The organism is Rhizobium sp. N731, from assembly GCF_001664145.1.
Lineage (GTDB): Bacteria > Pseudomonadota > Alphaproteobacteria > Rhizobiales > Rhizobiaceae > Rhizobium > Rhizobium esperanzae.
The window spans coordinates 3,668,752-3,680,872 of the sequence record NZ_CP013601.1; the positions used below are offsets into that span (position 1 = coordinate 3,668,752).

The 12,121-nt window shown below is 62.5% G+C and carries 16 protein-coding genes; 12 read left to right on the forward strand and 4 right to left on the reverse strand.

Features of this window, described 5'->3' with window-relative positions; all coding sequences use genetic code 11:
• Positions 1-10 precede the first annotated feature (10 nt).
• The gene (locus AMK02_RS17870) at positions 11-664 is read right to left on the reverse strand and encodes a thiamine phosphate synthase (RefSeq protein ID WP_064804868.1); all 654 of its coding nucleotides are present in this window, start codon (positions 662-664) and stop codon (positions 11-13) included.
• 108 nt (positions 665-772) lie between these two features.
• On the opposite strand from AMK02_RS17870, the gene AMK02_RS17875 reads away from it, so the two are divergent.
• Together AMK02_RS17875 and AMK02_RS17880 are read left to right on the forward strand one after the other, a co-directional pair.
• Positions 773-1,537 (forward strand): sulfite exporter TauE/SafE family protein, encoded by a 765-nt coding sequence (locus AMK02_RS17875; RefSeq protein WP_064804870.1) that lies wholly within the window; start codon positions 773-775, stop codon positions 1,535-1,537.
• A 67-nt stretch (positions 1,538-1,604) separates the two neighbouring features.
• Complete coding sequence (locus AMK02_RS17880) at positions 1,605-1,865, forward strand: ArsR/SmtB family transcription factor (RefSeq protein WP_003552646.1); 261 nt, start codon at positions 1,605-1,607, stop codon at positions 1,863-1,865.
• Between the two features lie 196 nt (positions 1,866-2,061).
• On the opposite strand, the gene AMK02_RS17885 is transcribed toward AMK02_RS17880, so the two are convergent.
• Positions 2,062-2,235, reverse strand: a complete 174-nt coding sequence (locus AMK02_RS17885) for a YdcH family protein (RefSeq protein WP_064804872.1) — start codon at positions 2,233-2,235, stop codon at positions 2,062-2,064.
• Positions 2,236-2,463: 228 nt separating this feature from the next.
• On the opposite strand from AMK02_RS17885, the gene AMK02_RS17890 reads away from it, so the two are divergent.
• The 8 genes from AMK02_RS17890 (at position 2,464) to AMK02_RS17925 (ending at position 9,387) form a co-directional block, all read left to right on the forward strand.
• Positions 2,464-2,667 (forward strand): YdcH family protein, encoded by a 204-nt coding sequence (locus tag AMK02_RS17890; RefSeq protein ID WP_010028538.1) that lies wholly within the window; start codon positions 2,464-2,466, stop codon positions 2,665-2,667.
• Between the two features lie 16 nt (positions 2,668-2,683).
• Positions 2,684-3,178: a 5-(carboxyamino)imidazole ribonucleotide mutase gene (purE, locus tag AMK02_RS17895; protein WP_064804874.1), complete on the forward strand. Its 495-nt coding sequence runs from the start codon at positions 2,684-2,686 to the stop codon at positions 3,176-3,178.
• A complete protein-coding gene (locus tag AMK02_RS17900) occupies positions 3,175-4,251 on the forward strand; it encodes a 5-(carboxyamino)imidazole ribonucleotide synthase (RefSeq protein ID WP_064804876.1) in 1,077 nt (358 codons plus the stop codon). Before purE ends, AMK02_RS17900 begins: the two co-directional genes overlap by 4 nt.
• Positions 4,252-4,416: 165 nt before the next feature.
• Positions 4,417-4,542 carry a type B 50S ribosomal protein L36 gene (gene ykgO, locus AMK02_RS17905; protein WP_003582204.1) on the forward strand — a complete coding sequence of 42 codons (126 nt, stop codon included), beginning with the start codon at positions 4,417-4,419 and terminating at the stop codon, positions 4,540-4,542.
• A gap of 105 nt (positions 4,543-4,647) precedes the next feature.
• Positions 4,648-5,262, forward strand: a complete 615-nt coding sequence (locus AMK02_RS17910; RefSeq protein ID WP_064804878.1) for a tetratricopeptide repeat protein — start codon at positions 4,648-4,650, stop codon at positions 5,260-5,262.
• Positions 5,263-5,373: 111 nt separating this feature from the next.
• Entirely contained in the window at positions 5,374-6,429 is a 1,056-nt protein-coding gene (locus tag AMK02_RS17915) for an alpha/beta fold hydrolase (RefSeq protein ID WP_064804880.1), read from the forward strand.
• A gap of 124 nt (positions 6,430-6,553) precedes the next feature.
• Positions 6,554-8,290, forward strand: coding sequence for a gamma-glutamyltransferase (gene ggt, locus AMK02_RS17920; protein WP_064804882.1), 1,737 nt, complete (start codon positions 6,554-6,556; stop codon positions 8,288-8,290).
• A 122-nt stretch (positions 8,291-8,412) separates the two neighbouring features.
• On the forward strand, positions 8,413-9,387 hold the full coding sequence (locus AMK02_RS17925; RefSeq protein WP_064804883.1) for a threonine ammonia-lyase: 975 nt from the start codon (positions 8,413-8,415) through the stop codon (positions 9,385-9,387).
• 55 nt (positions 9,388-9,442) lie between these two features.
• On the opposite strand, the gene AMK02_RS17930 is transcribed toward AMK02_RS17925, so the two are convergent.
• Positions 9,443-10,339 (reverse strand): LysR substrate-binding domain-containing protein, encoded by an 897-nt coding sequence (locus AMK02_RS17930; RefSeq protein WP_064806323.1) that lies wholly within the window; start codon positions 10,337-10,339, stop codon positions 9,443-9,445.
• A 117-nt stretch (positions 10,340-10,456) separates the two neighbouring features.
• Between AMK02_RS17930 and AMK02_RS17935 the strand changes: the two genes are divergently transcribed.
• Both AMK02_RS17935 and AMK02_RS17940 read left to right on the forward strand, forming a co-directional pair.
• Complete coding sequence (locus tag AMK02_RS17935) at positions 10,457-10,876, forward strand: tautomerase family protein (protein WP_064804885.1); 420 nt, start codon at positions 10,457-10,459, stop codon at positions 10,874-10,876.
• On the forward strand, positions 10,873-11,427 hold the full coding sequence (locus AMK02_RS17940; RefSeq protein ID WP_064804887.1) for a DUF4865 family protein: 555 nt from the start codon (positions 10,873-10,875) through the stop codon (positions 11,425-11,427). Before AMK02_RS17935 ends, AMK02_RS17940 begins: the two co-directional genes overlap by 4 nt.
• A gap of 1 nt (position 11,428) precedes the next feature.
• Here the strand turns inward: AMK02_RS17940 and AMK02_RS17945 are convergent, their stop codons facing one another.
• On the reverse strand, positions 11,429-12,061 hold the full coding sequence (locus AMK02_RS17945; protein WP_064804891.1) for a LysE family translocator: 633 nt from the start codon (positions 12,059-12,061) through the stop codon (positions 11,429-11,431).
• Positions 12,062-12,121 lie beyond the last annotated feature (60 nt).

Here is a 12,121-nt window from a genome sequence, read left to right on the forward strand (position 1 = left end):
GAGCGGGATTTCAATCCTCAAACCGTGGCGCTTTTTCGTCAAGCAGAGCATTGATCTCGGCAACGATGGACGGCGCTCGGCCGGGCTCCCCGAAGACCGCCAGCCGCAGCGCCACGAACTCTGCTCCGGTCTCGGCGACGGCAAGAGCCGACGCCGGATCGGTGCCGCCCATGACGATGCAGGGGATTTCGATCATCGAGGCCCACCATTCGCCGAGCGCAAGGTTCTTGGGATGCGCCTCCGGCTTGATATCCCCATCGAGCTTGCCGAAGAAGATATAATCCGGCCTGGCTTCGCCGATCTCCAGCGCATTGTGCCGGTCGCTGGCATTGCCGCCGCCGACGATCAGCTTCGGAGCGTGTTTGTCGATCGCCTCCGACAGTGCCTGCGCGTTGCCGGTAAGATGCAGGCCATCGGCCTTCACCCGTCCCGCCACGCGGCTGTCGCCTGCAATCAGCGCGGCGGCCCCCGCATCCTGGATCACCGGCACCAGCTTTTCGGCATGTTTCTGGAAGGCGCCATCGTCGAGCCCGTATTGCGGCACGATGACGGAGGCGACATCGCCGCCCTTCAGCGCATCGGCGACGATCCTTGCCTGTTCATCGGCGTCGGCGATATCAGGGACGATGAGCACCAGGCGGCAGCGGTTTTCGGCTTCGGTCATGAGGTCTTTCCGTTTCCTGCGAATTCCCTTCTCGAAAGGACGGATCCGCACTCGTTTTGTGTGAGTAGTTCCGTTAGAGGAGGCTTGCAAGAGGAGGACGTCGAAAGCATGCCGCAGGACTTGTCATTCTACTACGCCGCCGTGCCCGCGGTTCTGCTCGTCGGCCTCGCAAAAGGCGGCATGGGCGACGCTTTGTCGCTCATCGGCCTGCCCTTTCTTGCCCTGGTCGTCTCGCCGCTCGAAGCGGCGGCGATCCTGCTGCCGATCCTGGTCTTCATGGACATGATCTCGCTCGTCATCTGGCGCAGGCATGGCGATTGGGCGACACTGAAGATCATGCTGCCGGGCGCAATTCTCGGTATTGCCCTCGGCTGGGCGACCTCGGCGCTCGTTCCCGGCAACGTCCTGCGCGTCGTCATCGGCGCGGTGACGATCCTCTTCTGCCTGCGCTATTTCTGGAACAATTTCGGCCCCGGCGCCGGCAAGACGATCCCGCCGCGCGGACAGCGGCCGGTCGCCGCCGGTCTCTGGGGGACGTTTTCCGGATATGGCAGCTTCGTTGCCCATGCCGGCGGGGCGCCGTTTCAGATCTATGCCCTACCGCTCAAACTGGAGCCGCGCGAATATACCGGCACCAGCGTGCGCTTCTTCGCAATCCTCAACGCCATCAAGCTCATTCCCTACTTTGCCCTCGGCCAGCTCGACACACAGAACCTTGCGACCTCCGCCACGCTCTTGCCTTTCGCGCCGCTCGCCACTCTTGCCGGCGCCTGGTGCGTGCGCCGCATGAAGCCGCAGATCTTTTATCCCTTCATGTATACGATGGCGCTGATCGCGGCCCTTCTGATCATGCGCGAGGGCCTCGGCTGGTAAGCGCGGCAGCACGCTGCAATGCACAATTTCCTTGCTGCAACGGCCGGTTTGACGTAGCGTTCCCGCCATGTCGAACACGGACCCTTTCTCTGCGATTGCCGACCCGAACCGGCGCTTTCTGCTGGAGGAATTGCGGCGCGCGCCGCGCACCGTCAACGAGCTTGCCGAGGGCCTGCCGATCAGTCGTCCCGCTGTCTCGCAGCACCTGAAGGCACTGCTCGACAGCAATCTTGTCTCCGTGACCTCGGAAGGTACGAAACGCATCTATGCGGTCAACAACCGCGGCTTTGACAAGCTCAATCTGTGGCTAGATCAGTTCTGGGCCTGACCGCACCTCCCATAACGCCCCGGACGCAATCATTATAACGTCATTTGCTGCAAGCAGACGCAAACGCGCCAGCCGCGACGTCACAAAGCATCGGGCTGGCGCAATTCTGGTGTAATCACCGGTTCTTGCAAATTTTAGGCGGAATGGATGGATTTACCTCTTGCGCAAGATGATCGACCGGCGACCCTTGGGAAGATTAATGGACGGATGACTTGAGACGCTGAATCTCGTCCTTGATGCGCAGCTTGCGGCGCTTGCATTCGGCAATTTCAGTATCGGAGATAGAGGGAGCTGTTCTGAGTGCATGCAACTCCTCCTCAAGAGCGACATGCTTTTTGTGGAGTGATTCAAGATGAGCTTCAACTGTCATTTGACCCTTCCTTCCTCTTACCTTCCCCGACCATCGTCGTCGGGGATCAAGGTGTCAACGGGGCGGACTGTGACATATTTTTGACGGCTTGTCGAAGGCGAAAAGATGAAGAAGAGATGGCAAATTCATGATCAAGACTAACTAGCCGTTACCCGTATTTGGTGATAGGAGCTTGCGGAAATCATCGGCAGATCGGACAAGGTCCGAGGACGATAACGGGGAATGCATATGGCCGATCAGGAACAGGCGGAAATCAGGCTCATGGTGGCGCGTCTGCGCCAGGAGCACGAGGATTTCGACGCTGCGATTAACGCCATGATCGAGACCGGATGCGACGCTCTGCGAATCCAGCGCATGAAGAAGAAGAAGCTCGTCATCAAGGACAAGCTCTCCAAGCTGGAAGACCAGATCGTTCCCGATATCATTGCCTGAAAGGAACGGTCGCAGGATGACAGATAGACCACTCGTCGCCATCATCATGGGCAGCCAATCCGATTGGGAGACCATGAAGAACGCGGCTGACACGCTGGAAGCGCTGGAAATCGCTTATGATGCGCGCATCATCTCAGCGCACCGTACGCCCGAGCGCATGATGAATTTCGCCAAGGGCGCGCGTGCGGAAGGCTTCAAGGTCATCATCGCCGGCGCCGGCGGCGCAGCACACCTGCCGGGCATGACCGCATCGATGACGCCGCTGCCGGTCTTCGGCGTGCCGGTCCAGTCGAAGACCATGTCCGGCCAGGACAGCCTTCTTTCCATCGTGCAGATGCCGGCCGGCATTCCGGTTGGGACCCTCGCCATAGGCAAGGCGGGTGCGGTCAACGCCGCTCTTCTCGCCGCCGCCGTGCTGGCCCTTTCCGACGAAGAGATTGCCGACCGGCTCGACGAATGGCGCGAGCGCCAGAGTGTTGCCGTCGCCGAATATCCAATGGACGACCAATGACCATAGGAACGATCGGCATTGTCGGCGGCGGCCAGCTCGGCCGCATGCTGGCCATCGCAGCCGCCAGATTGAATTTCCGCACTGTCATCCTCGAGCCGCAGCTCGACTGCCCCGCCGCCCAACTGGCGAACCGGCAGATCGTCGCCGCCTATGACGATCCGGCGGCGCTGGCCGAACTGGCAGACGCCTGCGATGTCGTCACCTACGAATTCGAAAACGTGCCCGTCGCGGCCGCCGAAGCGCTCTCGGCAAGCATCGCCGTCTATCCGCCTGCCAAGGCGCTCGAGGCCGCCCAGGATCGGCTCGTCGAAAAACGCTTCCTCAACGGCTGCGGCATATCAACCGCTCGCATTCATGCGGTCGACAGCCAGGCCGATCTCGAAACCGCGCTGAAAGATTTCGGCGGCCAGGGCGTGCTGAAGACCCGCCGTCTCGGTTATGACGGCAAGGGGCAGAAGGTTTTCCGCTCGCCCGCCGACAATCCTGACGGCGCCTATGCCGCGCTCGGGGCCGTACCGCTCATCCTCGAAAGCTTCGTCGCCTTCGAGCGCGAGGTCTCGATCATCGCCGCGCGTGCCGCGGATGGTACGGTCGTCTGCTTCGATCCCGCCGAGAATGTCCACCGCAACGGCATTCTCCACACCTCGACCGTTCCGGCCGCAATCTCGGCGACAACAGCGGAGGCCGCGCGTCGATCGGCCGAAAAGATTCTCGCCGCGTTGAACTATGTCGGCGTGATCGGCATCGAATTCTTCGTGCTCGCCGACGGCGGCCTGATCGCCAACGAGATGGCGCCGCGCGTCCACAATTCCGGTCACTGGACGGAAGCCGCCTGCGTCGTCAGCCAGTTCGAGCAGCATATCCGCGCTGTCGCCGGCCTGCCGCTCGGGAATGGCGAGCGGCACTCCGACTGCGTCATGCAGAATCTGGTCGGCGACGATATCCTTGCCGTTCGCGACTGGCTGCAGCGTCCCGACACGCTGGTTCACCTCTATGGCAAGAACGAGTGGCGCCCCGGCCGCAAAATGGGTCACGTCACGACATTGGCGCCGAAATTGCCGGTTTCGCAGTGAGAAAACGGCCGTGCGGCTTGGGAAAAACACCGTCACGTGGTTGACACGCTGGAGGTGACGGGGTATCTGCACCCCCACCTAAAGAGCGCGCCCCGACGGCGCGCTTTTGATTGTTAAAGTTACGGGCGAATGTGAATTCCCCCATAGAGATCGCGGATCAGAAAAATGAAGATCAAGAATTCGCTCAAGTCGCTCAAGGCTCGTCACCGTGACAACCGTCTGGTTCGTCGCAAGGGCCGCATCTACATCATCAACAAGCTGAACCCGCGCTACAAGGCTCGTCAGGGCTGATTGCGCATCCGGATCGTGCGCCGCGCAGATTGCGCCGACGGACATCCGGTGGTCGCTGCGGTGATCACGTCTAATTTGTTTGATCTTCGGCGCTGGCGGACTAATATGTCCGCCATGCGCTTTTTTGCTTGTACGTCAGCGGTGCTGCCGCTCGCCTTCATCCTTTCCACCCCCCCGTTTCCGGCCGCCGCGGCCGAAAAGAACGTCATTGTCGAGCGGAGGGATGCCAGTAGTTCGCCGAAGCAGCGTCTCGATCAGCTCTTCAGTCAGTTGAAGCGCGAGCGTGATCCTGACAAGGCCAGCAGCATCGCCAATGAAATTCGTCTGGAATGGAATGATTCCGGCAGTGCGACCGTGAACCTGCTGATGCAATGGGCCGACAAGGCGATCGAGGAAAAGCGCAATCCCGCCGCTCTCGATTTCCTCGACGAGGCGATTGCCCTCAAACCCGATTATGCCGAGAGCTGGAATCGCCGCGCCACGCTGAATTTCGTCATGGGCAATTACCGCAAGTCGATGTCCGACATCGAGCATGTGCTGGATATCGAGCCGCGCCATTTCGGCGCGCTCTCCGGTATGGCCGCGATCCTCAGCAATTCCGGCAATGACCAATTGACGCTGAAGGCCTGGGAACGGTTCCTCGATATCTATCCCGCCGATCGCACCGCGCAGGAGCAGGTCAACATGCTTGCGGAAAAACTGGCCGGCAATCGAACCTGAAGCAGGCTCACCGAGCTTGACCTGCGGCCAGAGCGCACAATTTTAGAAACTGTCGAGGGAATTTGACACGACCATCCCCCGCAAAATCCATCGATCGTCGCCGCTAAGATCATGCTTGCCGAAGTTTCCGCTCTTCTCGCCCCGCTCGCCGCCGCTATGGGCTACTCCTCTTACAAGGCCCGGCAATTCGAACAGACCTATCCGAATATCGGCGAATTGACGGATGTCGGCGGCTATCGCATGAACGCCGTCCATGTCGAGCGTCCCCAAAATGCGGATCTGCCGGCCCTCGTCTTCATTCACGGCGCCAGCGGCAATCTGCTCGATCAGCTCGTCGCCTTTCGCGCCCCGCTCGATGGCCGGGCGGAAATGCTGTTCGTCGATCGTCCCGGTCACGGTTATTCCGAACGCGGCGGCCCTGAGAACGCCGTCCCCTCCGGCCAGGCCGACGCAATCGCCCGACTGATGGAAAAGCGCAGCATCGAGAAGGCGATCATCGTCGGCCATTCCTTCGGCGGTGCGATCACCGCCGCCTTCGGACTGCGCCATCCGGATAAGACCGCCGGTCTGCTCTTCCTCGCACCCGCCACCCATCCGTGGCCCGGCGGCATCGACTGGTATTATCATGTGGCAACCGTGCCGGTCATCGGTTGGCTCTTCAACCACGCCATCGTCGTTCCGCTTGGACTGAGCCGGCTGGAGCGCGGCACGCTGAATGTCTTCCGTCCCAATCCACGCCCTGCCGACTACATCGAAAAAACCGGCCCATCGCTGGTGCTGCGGCCACGCACCTTCCACAACAATGCCGCCGATTTCAAAAGACTGCTCGCCTATGTGAAGGAGCAGTCGCCGCTCTATTCGCAGATCACCGCGCCGACCGTCATCATCACAGGCGACCGCGACGAGATCGTCTGGGAACACCTGCATTCGCGCGGCCTCGCCCGCGATATAGCAGGCTCCGAACTCGTGACTGTCGGCGGCGTGGGCCATAAGCCGGATTATCTCGCCACCGACGTCGCTATCGCCGCCATGGAAAAGATCGCCGGCGAGCCGCGCGACCTCCAGGCGGCCGCCCGCCGCGCCGAAGAGCGGCTCGCCGCCTCTCTCCGCGATCAGGCGATCCAAATCCAGCCGTCGCTCATGCCCGGCGCTCTCCACGGCGGTTGATCTCTCTGGCGGTGTCTCTGTTGGACATTCGGCCGGCTTCCTCGCACAAAGCCTGTTCCCCGCATTGCCGCGGGCCGCAGCAGCCCCATATGTCTTTCCGTTGTTGTCCATAGGAGGGGAAATCATGGGCCGCCTGCATATCGGGACGATCTCCATCATATCGGCATTGTCGCTGAGCCTGACTGCGACTTTCGCGGCATCGCCCGCGCCAGTCGAAGCCGAACACGGGATGGTCGTCACCGCCCAGCATCTGGCGACCGATGTCGGCGTCGAGGTGCTGAAGAGCGGCGGCAACGCCGTCGATGCGGCGGTCGCCGTCGGTTATGCACTGGCGGTCGTCTATCCCTCGGCCGGCAATCTCGGCGGCGGCGGCTTCATGACCATCCGGCTGAAAGACGGCACCAAGACCTTCCTCGATTTCCGCGAGCGCGCGCCGATCGCCGCGACGAAGACCATGTATCTCGATGCAAAGGGCGATATCGTGCCGCGGGCCAGCCTTGACGGCTATCTCGCCGTCGGCGTCCCCGGCTCCGTCATGGGTTTCGAGACGGCGCGCGAGAAATACGGCACCCGGTCACGCCAGGACCTGATCGGGCCTGCGCTGCGTTTCGCCAAGGAGGGCTTCACGCTGGAACAGGGTGACGCGGCGATCCTTGCCGGCAGCGCCAAGCGCCTTGCCAAGGACGAGACGGCGGCGAAGATTTTCCTGAAACCGGACGGCAAGCCCTATGGCTCCGGCGAAAAGCTTGCGCAGCCGGATCTCGCTGCGGTCCTTGCGGCCATCTCGGAAAAAGGACCCGACGCCTTCTATAAGGCCGCGCCCGCCGAAGCGATCGTAAACGCGAGCCAGGCCAAGGGCGGCATCCTCGCCAAGGAGGATTTCGAGCAATACACCGTCCGCGAGCTGAAGCCGATCGAGTGCAACTACCGCGGCTACGACATCATCTCCTCGCCACCACCCTCCTCCGGCGGCGTCATCATCTGCGAGATCCTCAACGTCCTCGAAGGTTATCCGCTCTCCTATCTCGGCTACGCCTCGGCTGAAACCGTGCATGTGATGGTCGAGGCGATGCGCTACGCCTATGTCGACCGCAACGCCGCGCTCGGCGATCCCGATTTCGTCGAGAACCCGGTCGAGAAAATGCTCGACAAGAGCTACGCCAAGGAGATCGCAGCAAAGATCGATCCCTACAAGGCCGGGACTTCGGCCAACCTGAAACCGCTCGGCGGCAAGGAAAGCAACGAGACGACCCATTATTCGATCATCGACGACGAGGGCAATGCGGTTGCCGTCACTTATACGCTGAACGGCTCCTTCGGCGCGGCGGTCGTGGCACCCGGCACCGGCGTTCTGCTCAACAACGAGATGGACGATTTCACTTCCAAACCGGGTGTGCCGAACCTTTATGGCCTCGTTCAGGGCGAAGCCAATGCCATCGCTCCGAAGAAGACGCCGCTCTCCTCGATGAGCCCGACGATCGTCACCCGCGATGGCAAGCCCTTCATGGTGATCGGCAGCCCCGGCGGCTCGCGCATCATCACCATCACGCTGGAGGCGATTTTGAATATCGTCGACTTCGGCATGGATATCAGCCAGGCCGTCAACGCGCCGCGGTTTCATCACCAATGGCAGCCAGACAAGGTCTATCTCGAGCCCTATGCGCTTTCGCCGGATACGGAAAAGATGCTTGCGGCGATGGGCTATAGCTTCGACGGCGGCAACGATGCGCCGCTCTGGGGTCAGGCCGCCGGCATCCTCGTCGGCGGCAAAAGCCTTGCCACCATCGAAAAGGGCGGCGGCGCTCGTTACAACGGCGCTATGGACGCCCGCGCGACGGAAGGCTCGGCGGGCGGCTATTGACGGTCGGCGAGCCGCCGGGCATAGGCGCAATGGTCATTCATGTCACGGTGACAAAGTCACCGTTCACAAACCGTTTGCCCCGTCCTATGCAGGAGCGACGCCGCAAGCAGGACGATTCTCGAATGGTCAGCATTGAAATGATTGTTGCCGCCCGCGCTCGACTGCGCGGTCGCGCGCGCCGAACGCCGCTTCTCTCCTCCCCCTTCCTGAACGAGATCGCCGGCCGGCGCCTGTTCGTGAAGGCGGAATGCCTGCAGCATTCGGGTTCCTTCAAGTTTCGCGGCGGCTGGTCTGCCGTCTCCGGCCTCGACTCGGCCGTACGCACGCGCGGCGTCATCGCCTTCTCCTCGGGCAATCATGCGCAGGGCGTCGCCCTTGCCGCCAAGCTGCACGGCGTGCCCGCCGTCATCATCATGCCGAGCGATGCGCCGAAGCTGAAGATCGCCAACACCCGCGCCTTCGGCGCCGAAGTCGTGCTCTACGACCGCGCCAATGAGGATCGCGACGAAATCGGCGCCCGGCTCTCCGCCGAGCGCGGCCTGACGCTGATCAAGCCTTTCGACGAACCGCTTGTCATTGCCGGCCAAGGCACGACTGGCCTCGAAATCTCCGAACAGGCGGAAGAAGAAGGTGTAACGGAAGCCGAGGTGCTCGTTCCCTGCGGCGGCGGCGGACTGACGTCCGGCATCGCGCTCGCCCTCGAAGCCAGCGCCCCCGGCTTTCGCGTCCGTCCCTGCGAGCCCAGGGACTTCGACGATACCACCCGCTCGCTCGCCTCCGGCAGGATCGAGCGCAACGCCTCGATGTCGGGTTCGATCTGCGATGCTATCATCACGCCGCAGCCCGGCAACATCACCTTTCCGATCTTGAAGCGCCTCGCCGGCGCCGGCATCGTCGTCACCGACGACGAGGCGCTGCGCGCCATGGCGCTCGCCTTCGTCAGGCTGAAGATCGTCGTCGAGCCGGGCGGCGCCGTGGCGCTGGCCGCCGCTCTTTTCCATGGCGAGGCGCTGGAAAGCGATACCGTCGTCGCCGTCACCTCCGGCGGCAATGTCGATACCGACATCTTCGCCATGGCGTTGGAACGCTTCGGCTGAGTATCAGAGCGGCTTCATGGTGATCGGGCCCTGCGCTCGCGGGATAATCGAGATATCAGCCTGCCGTCCCGTGCAGCACGCCATGCACGGACTGTAGAACCAGCGCGCCAAGCCGCGCCGCAGCCGGTTGCAGCTCGGCTTCGGCTCTGTGCAGCACCAGACCGAGCTTTGGTAGCTCAGGCAGGCCGATTGCCTCTGGCGCGAGCGCCCGGACCTTCGCCGGCAGGCCGATCGGTGTGCGGATAGTCAAGCCGAGGCCGGCCGCCGTCGCTGCCCAGAGGCCGCCGAGACTGGGGCTGACGAAGGCGAGCCGCCAGGAGATTCCCGCCGCGTCGAGCGCCCTGGTCGCCGCACTGCGCAACAGGCACGGCGCCTCCAGCGAGGCAAGCGGCATCGGCTCGCCGCTTGCCACATGCCAGCCGGGCTGTCCCTCGGCAGGCCCGATCCAGCACATCGGCACCTCGCCGATGCGCTCGCAATGCGCCGAAAGCGTCCCGTCGCTCCAGGCAAGCGCCAGATCGAGCTTGCCTGAGGTGACCCGCTCGAGCAGTTCGGTATTGCGCACCACCCGCGCCTCGATGCGGACCTTCGGGTGGGCGCGCGCGAAACGGCCGAGCACCTCAGGCAACAAGGTCTCGCCGAAATCCTCCTGCAGACCGAGCCGCACCCAGCCTTCCAGCTCGCCGCTGTGCACGGCCGCCGCCGCCTCGTCATTGAGATCCAGCAACCGTCTGGCATAACCGAGCATCGTTTCGCCGGCGTCGGTCAGCGCCAGCCCGCGGCCCGCCTTGCGGAAGATAGGCGTGCCCGCCTGCTCCTCCAGCTTCTTCAGCTGCGCGCTGACCGCTGACGTCGAACGCCCGAGTTTTTCCGCCGCCTTGGCGAAATTGCCGAGTTCCATGCCGGTCGAAAAGGTCCGAAGCACATCGAGATCGAAAATCGTCCGCCGCATCGTATCATTCCATTTTTTGGGACAGTTGATCCATGAAATTCTGATTTTCAGCATCATCGTGTGCTGCGATGATGCTGCTGTCAAGGCCGTCGGACGGCCCGAACCATGGAGATCCCAATGCCCTTCGTCCGCATCTCTCTTCGCAAAGGCAAGTCGCAAGAATATCTCGCAGCGCTTGCCGACAACGTCCAGCGCGCACTGGTCGAGACCTTCGATGTGCCCGAGAACGACCGCTTCCAGGCCATCCATCAGCATGACGAGAATGAGCTGATCTTCGACCGCAGCTATCTCGCCGGCCCGCGCTCGGACGATTTCGTCTATATCTCGATCACCATAGGCCGGCCGCGAACGGCGGAGATGAAGGCAGCGCTGTATCGGCGGCTTGCCGAGCTGCTGGCCCAATCGCCAGGCCTGCGGTCAGAAGACGTAATGGTCGTCGTCAGCACCAGCGCGTCTGAGGACTGGTCCTTCGGCGTCGGCATCGCCCAGATGACCGATCCGGACTGGCGACTGCGTGCAGTGGAGAAACGCTCATGATGGCCATGCAATACGGCTTCACCCTGCCAGCCGATTACGACATGTCGATCATCGAGCGCCGCATCCGCGAAAAAGGACCGCTGCTCGACGGCTTTCCCAATCTCGGCTTCAAGGCCTATCTCAGCGCCCGCAAGAACGAGATCGGCAGCCGCGACAATCTTTACGCGCCTTTCTATCTCTGGCAGAGACCGGAGGGAGCAAGCGACTTCCTCTGCGGCCCGGGCTTCGAGGCAGTCACCGGCGCCTTCGGCTGGCCTGAGGTGAGTACCTGGATTGTGTGGCAGGCGGAAGTCTCGCCCGACATTGCGGCGTCCCGGTTTGCCACGCGCGATATCCTTCGGACGCAAGACTATGCGTCGCTTGCCGATCTCCGCCGGGCCGAAAGCGCTGAAACCGAAGCCGATCTGGCGAGAGGCGCACTTGCCTCCATCTCCGGCTTCGAACCGACGACATGGACGCGCGTCCGCTTCAGGCTATGGCGGGAGATTTCCGAGATCGGCAGGCATACGCAGGCCTATCGAGTCGGCCATCTATCCCTGCCTCGGCCTTGAATCAGGCCGTTGCCCGGCGGTAGAAGGCAAGCGACCCGGCAAGGGCGAGCAGCGCGCCGCCGCAGGCCCGTTCCAGCCACAAGGCGCCTGACGTTTTCAGGAAACGGACCGCCTGCGAGCCGAAGAAAGCGTAGCCGAACATGATGATGAAATCGAGCGCAGCGAAGACGAGGGCGAGCAGCATATACTGCGCCGTCTGCGGCTGGGCGGGATCGATGAACTGCGGCAGAAAGGCGGAGAAGAAGAGATAGCCCTTCGGGTTCGTCGCCGCGACCATGAAACTCTTCAGCCCGATCGAAAAGGACGATCTCATGGCGGCCTCATCGGATTTCAGTGCCGCATCGATCGCGCCCTTCGAACTCAAGAGCATGATGCCGAGAAAGGCGAGATAGGCAGCCCCCGCCCATTTCAGCATCGAGAACCAGAATTCCGATGCCGCAAGCAGCGCGCCGAGTCCGACAGCCACAGCGCCGATCAGAACGAAATCCGAAAGTACCGCGCCGACCATGCCGGCGATCGCGCGGCGCAGCCCATGCCGAGAACCATTTGTCAACGCCAGCAGCACTGTCGGCCCCGGCGTCGCGATACCGACGAAGGAAACGGCCGCAAAGGCCAAAAGAGTGACGACATCCATGGTGATCCCTCCAAACCCGGGATCAAGACTTGCATGCGCCGCATCCCTTGGCAATGCCTC